The 15,299-nt window shown below is 61.0% G+C and carries 10 protein-coding genes; 3 read left to right on the forward strand and 7 right to left on the reverse strand.

The features are described from left to right. The first annotated feature begins 2 nt into the window (after nucleotides 1-2). Nucleotides 3-2,450, forward strand: a complete 2,448-nt coding sequence (locus ABIN98_RS28540; RefSeq protein ID WP_346915612.1) for a glycoside hydrolase family 2 protein — start codon at nucleotides 3-5, stop codon at nucleotides 2,448-2,450. A 72-nt stretch (nucleotides 2,451-2,522) separates the two neighbouring features. On the opposite strand, the gene ABIN98_RS28545 is transcribed toward ABIN98_RS28540, so the two are convergent. Then, nucleotides 2,523-3,833 carry a lipopolysaccharide biosynthesis protein gene (locus ABIN98_RS28545; RefSeq protein WP_346915614.1) on the reverse strand — a complete coding sequence of 437 codons (1,311 nt, stop codon included), beginning with the start codon at nucleotides 3,831-3,833 and terminating at the stop codon, nucleotides 2,523-2,525. Nucleotides 3,834-4,068: 235 nt separating this feature from the next. Between ABIN98_RS28545 and ABIN98_RS28550 the strand changes: the two genes are divergently transcribed. Next, nucleotides 4,069-4,749, forward strand: a complete 681-nt coding sequence (locus ABIN98_RS28550; protein WP_346915616.1) for a polysaccharide deacetylase family protein — start codon at nucleotides 4,069-4,071, stop codon at nucleotides 4,747-4,749. Nucleotides 4,750-4,768: 19 nt separating this feature from the next. Here ABIN98_RS28550 and ABIN98_RS28555 read toward each other — a convergent pair whose 3' ends face one another. Beyond that, complete coding sequence (locus tag ABIN98_RS28555) at nucleotides 4,769-5,683, reverse strand: glycosyltransferase family 2 protein (protein ID WP_346915618.1); 915 nt, start codon at nucleotides 5,681-5,683, stop codon at nucleotides 4,769-4,771. 179 nt (nucleotides 5,684-5,862) lie between these two features. Here ABIN98_RS28555 and ABIN98_RS28560 point away from each other — a divergent pair, with 179 nt between their 5' ends. Continuing rightward, nucleotides 5,863-7,644, forward strand: a complete 1,782-nt coding sequence (locus ABIN98_RS28560; protein ID WP_346915620.1) for an alpha/beta fold hydrolase — start codon at nucleotides 5,863-5,865, stop codon at nucleotides 7,642-7,644. Between the two features lie 15 nt (nucleotides 7,645-7,659). Here the strand turns inward: ABIN98_RS28560 and ABIN98_RS28565 are convergent, their stop codons facing one another. The 5 genes from ABIN98_RS28565 to ABIN98_RS28585 form a co-directional block, all read right to left on the reverse strand. After that, nucleotides 7,660-9,945 (reverse strand): exopolysaccharide transport family protein, encoded by a 2,286-nt coding sequence (locus ABIN98_RS28565; protein ID WP_346915622.1) that lies wholly within the window; start codon nucleotides 9,943-9,945, stop codon nucleotides 7,660-7,662. A 94-nt stretch (nucleotides 9,946-10,039) separates the two neighbouring features. Beyond that, the gene (locus ABIN98_RS28570) at nucleotides 10,040-11,356 is read right to left on the reverse strand and encodes an O-antigen ligase family protein (protein ID WP_346915624.1); all 1,317 of its coding nucleotides are present in this window, start codon (nucleotides 11,354-11,356) and stop codon (nucleotides 10,040-10,042) included. Nucleotides 11,357-11,450: 94 nt separating this feature from the next. After that, on the reverse strand, nucleotides 11,451-12,872 hold the full coding sequence (locus ABIN98_RS28575; protein ID WP_346915626.1) for a cellulase family glycosylhydrolase: 1,422 nt from the start codon (nucleotides 12,870-12,872) through the stop codon (nucleotides 11,451-11,453). After that, complete coding sequence (locus ABIN98_RS28580) at nucleotides 12,869-14,083, reverse strand: glycosyltransferase (protein WP_346915628.1); 1,215 nt, start codon at nucleotides 14,081-14,083, stop codon at nucleotides 12,869-12,871. Before ABIN98_RS28580 ends, ABIN98_RS28575 begins: the two co-directional genes overlap by 4 nt. Next, nucleotides 14,076-14,990: a glycosyltransferase family 2 protein gene (locus ABIN98_RS28585; protein ID WP_346915630.1), complete on the reverse strand. Its 915-nt coding sequence runs from the start codon at nucleotides 14,988-14,990 to the stop codon at nucleotides 14,076-14,078. The genes ABIN98_RS28580 and ABIN98_RS28585 overlap by 8 nt, the downstream gene beginning before the upstream one ends. Between the last annotated feature and the right edge of the window lie 309 nt (nucleotides 14,991-15,299).

A 15,299-nucleotide genomic window follows, 5' to 3' on the forward strand; every position in this document is an offset into this window, starting at 1 on the left:
AAATGCTGACGGAAAAATGGTCTCTTGCCGTGGCAGAGGCCGGAGGGATCAAAGACCCCTCCGGCCTCTCCACTCTCTCCGATTGGGTGCCGGCCAAGGTTCCGGGAACGGCGGCGGAAGCCCTGGCGCTTGCCGGCCGTTACGATCCTGAAAATCCTCGGCCCTTGAACGACAAGGACATCTGGTACGTCACCGAATTCGCGGTCGATGAACCCGGTCCCCGTATCCTGCGTTTCGACGGACTGGCAACGATTGCCGAGGTCTATCTCAACGGCGGGAAGGTCCTCGAAAGCCGGAACATGTTTCTGGGCGACGAGGTCCCCGTCGAGCTTCGCAAGGAAAACCGGCTTGTTCTCTGCTTTCGGGCCCTCCAGCCCGCGCTCGATGAGAAGGGGCCCCGTGCCCGCTGGCGGCCACAGCTTGCGACTTCGCAGGGCCTGCGCCTCGTCCGCACCACGCTTCTGGGCCACATGCCCGGCTGGTGCCCGGACGTGCATGCGGTAGGTCCTTTTCGCCCGATCTCCCTGATCGACACGTCGACCCCGCGCGTGAAGACCAGGGAGATCGGGGCGAGGCTCGACGGTTCCGGAAACGGTGTCCTCATCGTCTCGGCGGAACTTGAGGCAGTAAGCGGCACACCGGTGCTGGAATGCTGCGGCAGCCGGGCCGACATGGTGCGCGGCGAGGATGGCCGTTGGTCCGCGACGCTGACTGTTTCCGATGTCGAACCGTGGATGCCGCACACCCATGGCGAACCGGCGCTACACGCACTTCGAATCCTGTGCGCGGACACGGTTCTCGACCTGGGAAGAACCGGCTTCCGGACGATCGAGGTCGACAGGGGAGCGGACGGCAAGGGCTTCGGGCTGATCGTCAACGGCGTGCCCGTCTTCTGCCGCGGCGCGGTCTGGACCAATGCGGATATCCTGAGGCTGCCGGGCGACCGGGAAAGCTATCGCCCGTGGCTGGAACTGGCGCGCGATGCCGGCATGAACATGCTGCGCATCGGCGGCACCATGACCTACGAGACACGGGACTTTTTCGAACTGTGCGACGAGCTTGGTATTCTCGTCTGGCAGGACTTCCAGTTCGCCAATTACGATTATCCGGTCAAGGACGAGGCCTTCGTCGAAACGATCGAGGCCGAAGCCCGCTATCAGCTTGAGGTCACCCAAGGCTGCCCGTCACTGGCCGTCCTGTGCGGCGGCAGCGAGATCTACCAGCAGGGCGCCATGATGGGCCTGCCGGAAAGCCGCTGGAAGGGGTCGCTGACGGAAGAGATCCTGCCGGCAATCAGCCGCGACCGGCGCCCGGACGTGGCTTACGTGCCCAACTCCCCGTGCGAGGGCGCCATGCCGTTTTCGCCGAACGCGGGCATCGCTCATTACTACGGCGTCGGCGCCTATCAGCGTCCGCTGGAGGATGCCCGACGCGCGGACGTCCGTTTTGCGGGCGAATGCCTTGCCTTCTCCAACGTGCCGCAGGCCGAGACCCTTGCCGAACATCTGCCGGTAAAGCCGGGCCACGATCCGCGCTGGAAGGCTCGGATCCCCCGGGACCGGGGTGCCGGCTGGGACTTTGAGGATGTGCGCGATCACTATTTCAAGGAGCTGTTCTGCCTCGACCCGGTAAGTGTGCGCTACGGCGATCCGGACCGGTATCTCGATCTGTCGCGGGTCGTGACCGGAGAGGTCATGGCGGCGACTTTCGCCGAATGGCGGCGCAAGGAATCCTCCTGCCGGGGAGCCCTGGTCTGGACCTTTCAGGATCTGCTGCCCGGAGCCGGTTGGGGACTGGTCGATTCGACCGGACTTCCCAAGCCGGCTTACTACGCGCTGAAGCGCAGCTTCTCTCCGCTTCAGGTCAGTGTGACCGATGAAGGCACGAACGGCCTCAGTGTCCACGTTGTCAACGAGACGTCGGAAACGAGATCGCTCGTGCTGACGCTCGCCTGTCTGCGCGACGGTAGCGTTCCGGTTGTGTCCGGACGCCGTGAACTGGATCTTTCACCGCGCGAAGCGCAGGAGATCGCGGCAACCGATCTGTTCGGTGCGTTCTTCGACGTCACCTATGCTTACCGCTTCGGTCCGCCGGCTCATGATGTCACCGTGGCTCGCCTGATCGATCCGGCAACGGAAGAGGTTCTCTCCGAAGCCTTCCATTTCCCGCAAGGCTACCCGCAGACGCGCCAGCCGCTGGAGATCGAGGGCGACCTGGAACCGGTGAGCGATGGCAACTGGGTGCTGCGCCTGGAGGCGCAACGTTTCGCTCAGTCCGTGCATCTCGACGTGGCGGAGTTCAGCGTTTCCGACGACTGGTTCCATCTGGCACCGGGCGCCGGAAAGAGGATCATGCTGGCGCGCAAGGCCGGAACGGATCCGGACGTATCGCCAGCCGTCCGGCTCACGGCTCTGAACGGGGTGTCGGCGAAGACCTATTCGGCCGCCTGACACGCCAGCCTGTTGAAGGATCTGGTTTCATTTTGGAAAGCGCGTATCGCGGTTTTACGGGACCGGCTGAGCTCAGCCGTCTTCGCCTTCGCCGGTATGGCTTTTCTTCTTCCGTCCGATCAGGGTCCAGGTCGCTGTCAGGATCAGCAACTGCGTGACCATCCTTGCGATCACGGCGCCTTCGAGCCCGCCGGTGGTGCTGCCGACCCAGACGATACCGATCACGACGAAATTCGAGATCAGGACGAGGACCACGCGGATGCCCTGCATGCCGACCGAACGCATGATATCCGCGCCGATCCCGGCAGCACCCAGGAACAAGGGATAAAGGGCGAGCGTCCGGATGAGATCGACCGAGGGTTCGTATTCCTTGCCGATGATCAGCGGCACGTAGCCCGCACCGATCAGCACTGCGACCGCTACGGCAAGACCGAGGGCGGAAATGAACGGGATGATCCGCATACCGAAGGCGATGCCATGTTCGACGCCTTCATGGGCATGCCGGAAGTAGCGTGTGTAGGTGGCAAAGAGTACGGCGCGAACGGGGGCCGTAGCTGCGTCGATGATACGGAAGGCCGCTGTGTAGAGGCCGGCCTGATCCGCGCCGAGGGTTTGCACGATCACGGGCTTGTCCAGGTCCTTGAGCCCCGAGATCGATGCGAATTCCAGACCGAGAAGGAAGCCCTGCTTGAACTCGAAGCCGCTGAACACCAGGCGCGGCAGCCCGAAGTCGCGCACCACCATGACAACCGATACGGTGGAGGTGAATGCGCTCGCGCAGACGTACCAGGCAGCCCAGGTGTTCAGGGTCACGTCTTGGGCAACCAGAGTGAGCGTCGCGATCGCCACAAGGCGTAGCAGCATGCTGCCGTTGTCGATGACGAATTGTTTCCCGGCCCTGTCGTGCGCCATATAGGCCGCGGAACAGAGAAAGGTGATTTTGCGAAACCCGCATTCGGCGATGACTATGCCTGCAAGAGCCAGGAGGTTCAGGTCGCCCGTGTTCAGAAAGTAGAGAACCGTCATCGCGAACAGGACGGCGGGGATCATGGTCGCGAAGACCAGTGTCAGGGCCCGCCCGAAATAGGCGGCGAACTGATCCTTGTATATAGCGACCCGTTGGATGAGAAGATGATCGCTGCCCCAACCGACGAAGACACTGACCGTCAGGGCAACGGCGGATACACTGGCGAAAATGCCGTAGCCGCCTATCCCGAGCGCGCGGCTGATGAGGACGAAATAGCCGAACTGGGTCAGGATCTGCAGGCCGAAGTTCAGGCCGTAGTAGAAGGTATTGCGGACAAGCGGGCTATTCGCGCGATCCCGTAACCGTTTCAGCATATTGCCGAACTGCCCTGGTTCCATACTCAGTTTGCCGCTCACCTTAAGGTCCCTTGGCGTGTATTCCGCTTAACGTGCCGAACGTGGCGAGTGGCGGTCGTCATGGCATCGATCGCAGGCGGTCCCCCTTGCCGCGCGCTGTCGTCCCGTCGTGTTCCCCTCGTACCATCAAGCGGTTAATATTCTGATCTGTCGAATTTGCCGGAGCCTCAAGCTTTGTTGACGTTCTTGTGCCAGATTTGCGCACATCAGTAGTTTTCGGGAGGCAATGCGGCAGATGCTGGCGAGAACCCAGGTGCTTACCTTTCATGGCATTGGCGATCCGATTGTGCCGTTGGCGGAGGGCGAGGGACGATATTTCGTTCCGTCGGACACCTATCGGCGCACCATTCGCTCGCTTGGCGAATACGAGGCGCGGCACAAGGTCCACCTCACAGTGACGTTCGATGACGGCAATCTGTCGGATTACGCGGTCGGTTTGCCGGCGCTCGTCGAGGCCGGCCGCAGTGCCATGTTCGCCATTCTGGCCGGGCGGATCGACCGGCACGGCTATCTGTCCGGCAGCCAGATCCGGGACATGTTGAGCGCCGGCATGACTATCGCGACCCATGGCTATGACCATGTCGATTGGCGCAGGCTGGACGAGGCCGGCCGTCAGCGCGAACTCTACGACGCACGGCGGAAAATCGAGGATGAAGCCGGTCAGGCGGTCACGGAAGCTGCCATTCCCTTCGGCGCCTTCGACAGATCCGTGCTGCACGAGCTGAAAGCCGCCGGCTATACCCGCGTCTATACCAGTACCTCCGGATTGTCTCTCGACGGTTCCTGGTTTTGCCCACGCTGGTCTGTCACGGAAGATTTTGATCCAGACAGGGACATGGCTTCGCGGCTCTCCTTGAAGGAAGTCATCCGCAGCACGGCTTTTGCCGCCTTGCGGCGGGCCCGATATCGGATTTAGCAATTGATCGTAAAACGCTCTAACCCCGATCCGGCTTCTTGTAGACTTCTGGTAGGGGCAGGTCGAAGGCTGACCGGAGTTTTCCCAGATTGCGCGCAAGCTTTTGCCGCATGCGAAAATGGCGCGCGCGGTCGATAGGCCGGAACATGAGCGAGAGAAATGCAGCGAGGCCCGTCTTGGCTGCCGCATCCAGCAGAAACAGAAGGCGCGCCGCGGCACTGGGAAGGTGGGTCTGTTGTAAAATGCCGTAAGACTGGCCCGCCCTGATGGCCCTGCGCAGGATAATTGTCGGCGACAAGCGTTCCGGTGGGACATGTTCACGAATGATGGCGTCGTCGGTGGCCACGATCACCGCTCCGCGCGACGCGGCTTCGGCGAAAAAGACGGTATCCTCGCCACCGGTGATCCCATAGGCTGGATCGAACCGTAACGCGAGCTCCCGGATGAGGCGCATGCGCACCAGGGTATTGCCGCCGCGGCCTGTGTCGAGCCGTTTGCCGCGATGGCCCCAGTCCTTGTAAAGGGGATTGGCCCGCACGAGCCATGCCGGAGTGTCCGGCGGATACGCCGGCAGGACTGGTCCGATGACCACGTCCGCCTGGAAATCGCGCTGGGCGGCGAACATCCGGGCCAGCCAGTCCGGCTCCACCCATTCGTCGTCATCCACGAAGACGATCCAGTCGCTCTCCGCCGCATCCAGCAGTGCATTGCGCGCATGGGAAATATTACCCGACGCGACAGGCAGGCAGGTGACCGGAAGACCATTCAGATCGAGGCTCTCGACGAGCCGTGTCGCGGCGCCATCCCGGGAATCGTCGGCGATCAGGACATCCAGCTTCAGGTCTTCGGTCTTTGGAAGTCTCGAAAGGGAATGCAACGTGTCAGCGAGGCTCGGTCGGCCAATGCTGGCAATCGATATCGATACGGTTTCCATCGACCGGGCTCCGTCGGGAAGGTGCGACTGTCAGGCAGTCGGTTGCGGCGTCCCGCACTATGGAGCCTCACCTTTGAGACATCGTTAAATGACGGCTAGGAAGTTTGTGTTGGAATGCGTCTGTCGCTGGTCACAGGGCTGCGTCGTTAGCGAAAACAATTACAAATGGCCGAAGCAAGATGAACCATTTTCAGCCAGTCCGTCCGGATAGCCAGAACACGTCTCTCGCCGTTGAAACCGACCCCGCACAGCCGGTCGCCTTTGACGGACTTGCCGGCTTTTTTCATGCCGCGCAGGGCAATACGGCGGTGTTGCTTCTGTCTCCCTGGGGATACGAGGAACTCTGCGCGCGCAAGACATATCGCTTGCTGGGAGAAAAGCTGGCCGCCGCGGGCTTCCCGTGCCTGCGGTTCGACTATCCCGGAACGGGCCATTCCCTTGGAACGGGGGCCGGGCTGGAGGATGACGGCGCTTGGCGCGCGTCGGTCCGCAGGGCCCTGGCCGAACTGGAAGATCTGAGCCATGCGCGCCGCGTGATCGTCATGGGGCAGGGGATAGGCGCCACGCTTGCGGGCGATCTCGCAGAAGAGCGGGAGTTGGCAGGCCTGGTCCTGCTTGCTCCTGTGGCGCAAGGACGGGCCTGGTTGCGCGAAGTGGCGGCCTGGACAGCGATGACCCAACCCACCTTTTTCGTTGCGCCTTCGGATGGTCCCGAAGGCAGCCTGATGGCAGGCGGCTTTGTGTTGTCCGCGCCGACTGTCGGGGAGATAAAATCGCTCAATCTGATGAAGGGACCTGCGCCGCGCACCGAAAAACTTCTGCTTGTCGAGCGTCCCGATCATCCGGGCGATGCCAAGCTTGCCGAGCACCTCGAGGGCGAGGGGCTGGCCTGTGATCGCCTGGTCTTCGAAGGCTATGCCGATTATGTTTCGGATCCGACCTTGTCGATCCCCCCGCTTGGGACCGTCGATGCGGTCGTGGACTGGGTCGCTGCGACTTTTCCGATGTCTGCGGACGTTTCACCGGCCGCGCCGACGGTGGTGCCGCCCGCCATTCTGAAGGGCCCGGACTTCCAGGAAACGCTCATGCGGTTCGGTCCCGGGAACATGTTCTTTGCCGCCCTTGCGTCTCCTTCCAAGACAGTGACGAAAACGGCCGTTCTGTTTCTCAATGCCGGTTATGATCATTCGATTGGTTGGGCCAGGATGACCGTGGATTTTTCCAGGGCGCTCGCAAGGGACGGGATTGCCGCGTTCCGAATGGATCTGGCGGGCATGGGCGAGAGCCCCTATTGGCCCGGGCAGGCAAGACAGGTGCTTTACGCGACCAAACAGAATGACGATGTAAAGGCTGCCGTCGACTGGCTTATCGGGGAAGGCGGCTTCGAGAACGTCATTGTGTACGGCCGTTGCAGCGGCGCCTATCTGGCGTTTGTCACCGCTGCCCTCGATCCGCGGATATCGGGTGTTTTCGCCGTCAATCCGCGCCGCCTGGTCTGGGATCCGGATGAAGACGTGGACAGCGCCATCCGGGAGCCGATCCAGACCCTTTCCACCTATCGCAGCAAGGCGCTCGATCCGCGAAACCTGGGCCGTGTCCTGTCCGGCGAGATATCGCTCCGCAAGGCGGCATCCAAGGTTTTGAGCGCAATCAGGCGGGCAGGCGGAAGGAAGCTGGCGCCGGTTCTGCGGGGCTTGTCCAAGCACCACCGTCTGAACAGGGTCGTCCATGACCGATTGCAGACGTTAAGCGCGCGCAGCGCTCCCGTCATGCTGGTCTACAGCGTCGGGGACCGGGGGCTTTCGGAACTCGAAAACTGGGTCGGCCCGGATTTGGGCGGACTGAAGTCTTACCCGAATGTCGGGTTCTCCCGCATCGAGGGCGCCGATCATAATCTGACGCCGGTTGCCGCCCGCGAGGAAGTGCTGGAGCTCCTGCGCCAGTTCATCAGGAAATTTTAACGACGGCTGAGCCTCTCAGGCGGCGCTTGCCGGCCATTTGACGGCCTTCGTCCGGATGGCCGCGCATGGGCGTCTTCCGGCCACGGCAAAAAGGTCCCGGGTGATTGTGGTGGAGGTTCCCCGCTGTGCTGGGCCGTCTGCCTGCGCGAGGAGGAGGGTATCGGGGAGGTCGACAAGCGGATCCGCGATATCGAGTTCGCCGAGTGTGGGACCGTCGATGATCACGAGGTCGAAATCCCGGGCGACGTCGTCGAATTCGCCCGCATCCTCCAGGCTCATTCGCCGCATTGCATACTTGGGCTGTCCAGAGGTCAGGGAAACGAAGGAAAAACCCAGGTCTCTGTCTTCGAAAATGCGGTCCTCGATGCTCAGACGCGGGTTCCCGGCCTCGAACGGCAGGCTGTGGCTGAGCGTGCGGTTTCTCGGTTCGGCGTCAGCCAGAAGGACGTGCAGGTCCTGTCTGGCGGCGGCAAGGGCCAGTGCATAGGCAATTGTCGTCTGACCCTGCCCGGGTGCAGGGGCTGTCAGCATGACGATGTTCGGCTGACCGGGGCGTTCGGGTCGCGAGATCGTCTCTGCGATCCGGTCGACGACCTGACCGAATGCCCAGTTCGGATTGTCCCGTCCCTCATAGAAGTCGTCGACGGCTTGCCGGATGAGAAGAGCCATGTCGCTTCCCCCGGCCACAGAACCGCGTCGTGAGCGAAGGTCTGCAAGGGGCGGGAGGCTGCTCAGGAGGACGAGGCCGCCGTTGGGAGGCTGTGGCGATGGCATGCGATCGGAGGAGGCCGGGATCCGGCGCATCTGCAGTTCAGGTGCGGTCCGAGCCGCCAGCGGCGCGTAGACTTCGAATGCATCGTGATCTTGATTTGCCTGCAGCATCAGGAAACGTTGTTTCAACTGCCGGAACGCCTCACCTCCGACGGCGAGGCCGACGCCTGTCAGCAGTCCCAGAACCGCAGCCAGCACCACCATCAGCTTTTTCTTCGGCCAGATGGGATCCTCGGGGACCATAGCCGGCGAGATGATGCGGGCATCGGGGACGACGACCTGGTCGAGTTCCTTGATTTCCTTCGTCCGGTTGAGGACGTTTTCGTAAAGCGTCCGCGTCGCCTTGGCATCGGCTTCCAGTTCACGGAGCTCGATCGAGGCTGAGGAATCCTTGTTGACGCTGCTGCGCGAGGAATCGATCTGCTGTTTCAGCATGGCGACGCGTTCTGCGGCGACTTTCTGCTCGATCTTCGTCGAAGCTGCAATGCGTGTCATTTCCTCCTGGATCAGGCGCCGAAGGCGGTTGAGCTGGGCCTTGATGCCGATGACGGACGGGTGCGAGGGCAGATGGTCGACCAGCAAATTCGCCTCGGTCCGGGCCGCCGCGGCATACTGTTCGCGCAGGTTGGCAATCGTCGCCGAGGTGGTTTCATCGCCGAAGGCCTCGATATCGCCGCCGCTTTTGATGATCCGCTGGATTTCGTCGTTCTTGGCGGTCGCAGCCGACAGAGCGACCTGCGCTTCCGTCAGTCCCGCGCTCAGGTCCGTCAGTTCCTTTTCAGTCAGGAGTTCCCCTTCGGTGGCGTTTTGCAGATTATTCTTCTCACGGAAGGCCTGAACCCTGGCTTCCGCTTGCCGCATCCGCTCCCGCAGCCCCACGAGACGGTCGTCGATCTGGTTCGTGATTGTCGAAACGGCGCTCTCAGTCTGCCGTTTGTGGTCTTCCAGATAGCTCTGCGCGATCGCGCGTGAAAGCGTTGCGGCTTTTGTCGGGTCTTTCGAGTCGACGGAAATATTGATGACGAAGGTCTGGCCCGCGCGTTTGACGGTCATGGCCTTCGCAAGAGCAGTAATCGCCTTGTTTTCCAATGTGTCGAAGGAACCGTCATCTTTCGATTGACCGCCCTTGAGTGCCTTGAAAATCAAGCCCATGAGGCCGTTTGTACCGCCGTTGCCGAACTCGGAATCGGTCGCGAGCTTGTGCTCGCGCACCACCAGCCTCAGCACCGAGTCAGACAGGATGACGGCGATCTGGCTGTCGATGCCGAACGTGTCCTGCGCGGTGTTGCGGGATTGATTGTCTCCGTCGAAGGGTTGGCGGACAGAGGGATCGATCAGGATCTGCGTCGTTGCCCGGTAGACCGGGCTGAGGAATAGCGTCACCGCGGCCGTTGCGGCCGCGAACACGAAGGCGGTCAGGAAGACAAGCCAGATCCGCTTCCGCAAAATCCTGAGGATCGCAAAAACATCCAGAACGCCGCCAGACGGTGCGGAATAGGGTAACAATTCGGATGAATTTTGAAGGGGCACGAATTCAAGCCTCACAAAGACGTCGCGGATCGGCTTATTCCCGTTTAGCGCGGTATCGTTAGGGAACTGCTAACGATCAGCCGTTCTGGAGGCCTCAGATGCGGTCGTTGATGTTCGGTGCTGCTGGCTGGACCGCCGAAGCGGGAAGCAGGGCTGCGAACAGAAACAGCAGCCAGATCTGTGAGTAACCGCGGAACCAGCTGCTTTCCAGGCTGTTGTGGCAAATGACCAGAAGCAGAAGCGTAAAGCAGAGCCACGCGGTCGGGCGGTCGAAGGGCACCAGCCGCGCCGCCGAAAAAAGCGATGCAAAAATCAGAAAGATCAGAATCAAAAGGCCAATGGCACCGGTTTCGAGCAGGACGTCGAGATATCCGTTGTGCGACTGCAGCAACGTGACGACGAAGCTCGGGGCTTCACGGAACACGATCGAGTCGGCGCCGATACCCCAGAAGGAGGAGTATCCCTGCCCGATGAGGGCGGATCGCGAAATGACGTCGACAACGAATGCCCAGATCACCGTTCGGCCGGTAAAGGTCTCGTCGTGAAACAGCAACATCGAAAGTTCGCTGAAACCAAACCGCGTCATCGCAGAGATATAGGCGGCCAGTACGATGCCAAGGGCCGCGAAGAAAAGAAGCAGCAGGGCCGCGTTGATTCGCAAGCGATACGAAAGGTCGACGATAAAATACGCTGCGGCGGGAATAAGGATCGCCAGGCCCAGTGACGTTTTGGACTGGCTGAGGACCAGGAGGACCATGGCAAGGGCAGCGGTGGCGAGCAGGCCCAGGCGTTTCCAACCGTGTTGCGATGCAATCCCGTATAGGCAGAAGATCCAGGCAAGGGCCATAATGGCTCCGAGGGCATTTTTCTGCGAATAAATGCCCGCATAGCCGATCGGGGTTGGCGGTATGACGACGACGGCGACGGCATTGATTGCAACGGTGAACACGGCGAACAGCAGGACCCGTCCGACAATGAAATTCCGGTCATCGGCCAGGATGACCGGTATGAGCATGCAAAAGATAACGATCGCCTGCTGAACGAGCCGTCGGAACGCCACGCCCGGGACCGGGGACCAGGAGACACTGAGGAACGCGAGAAAGAGATAAGCCAGCACAGCGATGACCACGGGCTCTTTCGCCAGCCGGAAGAGATTGGTCAGGCGCCGCCCGGCCGCTGCCAGGGTCAGGCCGAACAGACCGATCCAGAAAAGCTGATTGATGGCATTCGGCTGCGACGCGGTGATGTTCGCATCGGAGCCGTCGCCGCTGCCGAAATGGATGAGGAACGGGGACAGAAGCGACGAATAGAGCACTGCCAGGGTCGGAATCCAGCCCAGGACCCTGCTGGACAGCGTCTTCATTTCAAAGCCGGATGTCTGCTCCAGATATGCAGTGCGCTGATCGGACAAGGAGGGCGTCTCCGGAATATCTTCTGGCCCAAGAGGTTTGAGCGAATCGCCTGTCCGAACCTACCACATGTCCCCGGAGTTTCGCTGAATTCGCTTAATCCTGCGGGTCTGCTTTGGAGACGTCGAGGCCGAGGGCGCCTGCCATTCCGGCATCGATGTCGCGGGTCTTGTAGTCGGAAACCAGTCCGAAGCCGCCCAGGTAATCCCAAAGGGACCAGCCGAAACCATGTTGTTCAGCGACGATGCGGACGTCTTTCAGCCAACGCAGGCGGCTGCCGTCATCCGGCGTATAATCCTGCAGGCGAACTGCGCCGAATTCACCAACGACAATTCTGTCCGGCGAAATGCCATGGTCTTTCGCCCAGTCGCCTACGACGTCGAAGCGCCGCGAAAGGTAGGCCTGATCTGGCCGCAGCGACCCGTAGTAGTGCCGGATTTCCCTCTTCGCCTTTGCCAGGGCATTGGAAGGTTGTGGATCTCCTTTGTCCGCCATCCTGGCCAGATGCTGGCGGGAAAGCTCGATCGTGCGCTCCGGCGATCCGCTTTCGGCCGGATAGCTGAGGCCGGCAAGATAACGGGTCGGGGGCGAGGCCCAGTATTGGGACTGATGGGTGAACGGATACGGGTCGTAGAAATGAAAATCATAGAGCGTATTGCCGTCAAACATGCCCGGGTCCACCTTGACCAGGCCGTCCGCCGATGACCAGCAACCGCCGGTCAGGACCAGGGGAAGGTCCGGGGCTTTCGCCCGCACGACGTCATAGAGCCGCTTTTGCGCGACGGTCCAGTCCTCCCCGTCGGGATTGACGCATTGCGGCTGCGGCTCGTTCATGAGCTCAAGGGCGAAGGTCTTTGCCGGCAGGTCATGAAAAAGGCCGGCCAGCGTCAACAGGAACGCTTCATAGCGTTCGTATTTCGGACCTTTAGGATCGGCCAGAATATCCTTGGGTGTCCACACGGATGAATAGATGGCCGGATGCACATCGAGCAGCACGGAAAACCCGGCACCGTGCAACCTGCCGACGAGTTGCTTCAGGTCTTCCAGGAGGATCTTTTCGTGAGGTTTGGACTCGGCAAGAAACGGACCGGCGTCGACGGGCAAACGGATGAAATCGAAGCCCAAAAGACGCAGCTTTTCTAGTTCGCTATCCGAGATTTGCGCAAGATCGTCGCTGAACGGCGGCCAGAGGTAGGCGCCCTGCCGGTCCGGATCGCGTCTGGAAAAACTCTGTTGGCGCGAGAGATTGATCCCCCGCCGGAAAACGGGAAGGTTCGTGCTGACCGCTGCTGCCACCGGTGTTTCAGCGGTGGTCTGGACCTCGCCGATGGCCCGGGCTTCAGCGGTGGATTGGGCTTCAGAGACGGATGAAGTCTCTGCCGTGGACGGGGGCTTCGCGACGAAACTTCTCCGGGGGTCCGGTTTGAACAGGCCGACAGCAAGGGCCGCCACGGTCACGGTTCCGGCAACCGCAAGCAACAGGCGATAGCGCCAACTGGTTTTTTGGGACCGGCTCATGCGGCGTCGGCGGGTGCTGTCCAGCCCGCCAGGAGATCAGCGCGATACATGGCGATGATCGCCTCCTTGTCGAAGCGCTCGTGCAACAGGTTTGCGTGGCTTTGAAGGGAGGACCGGAAAGCGGCGTTGTCGTCGACAAGTCGCCTGAGGCCTTCTGCGATCTCGGGAACGGATTTCTGCGTGACCCCTATCCCTGCGTCAATTCCGTCGAGATAACCGTCGATGCCGGTGTTCTTGCAATATAGAATGGGAATACCCGCGAACAGGGCTTCCAGATAGGCCATGCCGAAGGTTTCGTTCACGCTCGGCAGGGCCATGCCCAGGTAGGTCGGCAGTATTTTCGTGATTTCCGCATTATCCATGGCACCGAGAATGCGCACGGCGTCCGTGAGGCCGTTTTGGGCGATCATCGCCTCGATGGTGTGAATGCTGTCCTCGTCTCCGCCGCCGATGAGATCCAGGCCGATCCCGGGATGGGACCTGCGCAAGATCGCGAATGCGGCAAACAGGTCCTCCAGGCGCTTTTTCCGGTAATTGTGCAGATAAAGCACGCAGGCAAAGCGCGGCTGGGGATTTTGCGCCGGGATGGCCGAGCCGGTATTGCCGACGATATTGGCCAGCAGCCGTTCCTTGTGCGGGTCTACAGACAGCTTCGCGTGGAGAACGGGCGCGAACCAGGCCGACACGTAGTAAACCCGGCTGGCACGGTTGAGAATGGCCTGCAGCAGGGAGCGGTAGTGGGGCTTGAAGCGAAGCACTTTGTCCTCGGCTTCGCCGCGCACGGAGACAAAAAGGCGTGTTTCCTCACCACACCGCTTCACCAGTTCCAGGCCGGCGATGCCTTCGAAAGCGAACTTGTGGGCATGGACGACATCCGGCTGCAGGCCTTCGGACTTCAAAACCGCCTCGATCCGCCGTGCCACCCGTCGCATCGAGGCCGCAAGCCCGATGCCCAAAGGCGGAGAGAAGTACCTGTAGGCAAACACGCGAACACCTTCGTCCAGGCCGCAGTCGTGGAAGGCTTCGTCGAACGGATTGCTCGTCCGGTTCAGCGAAAACACGACATGATCGGCATCCTGCGTGCTGGTGACCAGGCGTTTGACGGCTGTCGTGGTCAATCCGCGGTGGGCCGTCGGATAGTCGGCACTGAGATGCACGGCGAGCGGACGTCGATCCGGCAAAGGACTGGATGGGCGTTGCGCGTCATACATTCCAGGTCAGTCCTTTAAGCCAGAGCAAAATGCGCATGGCGAGCCACGAAGGCCGCCAGCGGGGGAAGTGCTTGTCGATGAAGTAGCGCAGGCTTTGTTGCTTGAGCCGAGCGACGGTCGGTGATGTCCGCCCGGATTTCCCCCATCCGAAATCGTGAATGACCGGCGCGCACCGGATCTGTTCGATGCGCCAGCCTTTCTTAGCCGCTTCGATGCACAGATCCTCGTCCTCGCCGTAGAGGAATATCCGGGGATCGAACCCGCCAAGCGCATTCTTGACCTCATGGCGCATGATCATTGCAGCTCCGCAGACCCAGTCGACTTCCTTGGATGCCGCATCCTGGTCTTGGGTGCCGAGGTGGGTGTCCAGAAAGGTGCGCGCCAGAGGCAGGCGGGAAAGCGGCTTTGCAAGATGGCCGAAAAATCTTGAACGCAGGACAGGTTTGACGACCCTGTCCAGACCGATCGCCTGGAGCAGCCATTTCAACGGCGTTGAAAACGCATAGGCGGCCGTTTGCGGGCTGTGGTCGGGAAAGACCAGCGGCAATCCGGCTACGCCGGTTTCGGGATTGGCGTCCAGATAGTCGAGTGCCGGATCGAGGACATTGTCCTGCAGATAGGCATCGGCGTTGTGGAGGTAGTAGTAGCGTGCCGGTTGCCTGTCCATGGCCAGGTTGTTGGCGCAGCCGAACCCGACGTTTTCACTGGAGGCGATCAATTCAACACCGGCATATCCCTGCCGAACCAGGTCTGCGCTGCCGTCTTGCGATGCGTTGTCGACCACCAGAATGCGCGAGCTGTGTCGGCGCGGGCGATACTGCAGCAGGCTGTCGAGGCAATCCTTGAGCGTGTCGGCGGAATTATACGAGACAACGACAATTGCGACATCGACGGGCGAACCGGACATTGAACTTGGTCCTGAATTGTGGTGATCCCACGGATTATGCACTTTCCGGAAATGCCAGTTTTTTGCACTCGAAGAGGTGAAGATTTGGTGAAATTGACGCTACCCGCCGAGGCCAGGTCGGAGGCAGGAGGAGTGCGCGCGTGGTTTTGGATGGCAGGCTTCGGCGTGTCGCGTCGGGAGACGATCGCGTTACTGTGCCATCCGTGCGGGTAGCCAGGGGTGAAGCGAACATAGTAAACGATCTTAACGTTAATCTATGGCTTCTGACGCAAAAATGAGGGTTTTCTTTAGGTTGAAAAAGTTATGGTC

The sequence above is a fragment of the uncultured Roseibium sp. genome, from assembly GCF_963675095.2.
Lineage (GTDB): Bacteria > Pseudomonadota > Alphaproteobacteria > Rhizobiales > Stappiaceae > Roseibium.

Bases quoted from the DNA above. Each gene is read 5' to 3' on its own strand.
- ABIN98_RS28540 (WP_346915612.1), top strand. From the start codon at position 3: ATGCTGACGGAAAAATGGTCTCTTGCCGTGGCAGAGGCCGGAGGGATC.
- ABIN98_RS28550 (WP_346915616.1), top strand. From the start codon at position 4,069: ATGCTGGCGAGAACCCAGGTGCTTACCTTTCATGGCATTGGCGATCCG.
- ABIN98_RS28555 (WP_346915618.1), bottom strand. From the start codon at position 5,683: ATGGAAACCGTATCGATATCGATTGCCAGCATTGGCCGACCGAGCCTC.
- ABIN98_RS28560 (WP_346915620.1), top strand. From the start codon at position 5,863: ATGAACCATTTTCAGCCAGTCCGTCCGGATAGCCAGAACACGTCTCTC.
- ABIN98_RS28575 (WP_346915626.1), bottom strand. From the start codon at position 12,872: ATGAGCCGGTCCCAAAAAACCAGTTGGCGCTATCGCCTGTTGCTTGCG.
- ABIN98_RS28580 (WP_346915628.1), bottom strand. From the start codon at position 14,083: ATGTATGACGCGCAACGCCCATCCAGTCCTTTGCCGGATCGACGTCCG.
- ABIN98_RS28585 (WP_346915630.1), bottom strand. From the start codon at position 14,990: ATGTCCGGTTCGCCCGTCGATGTCGCAATTGTCGTTGTCTCGTATAAT.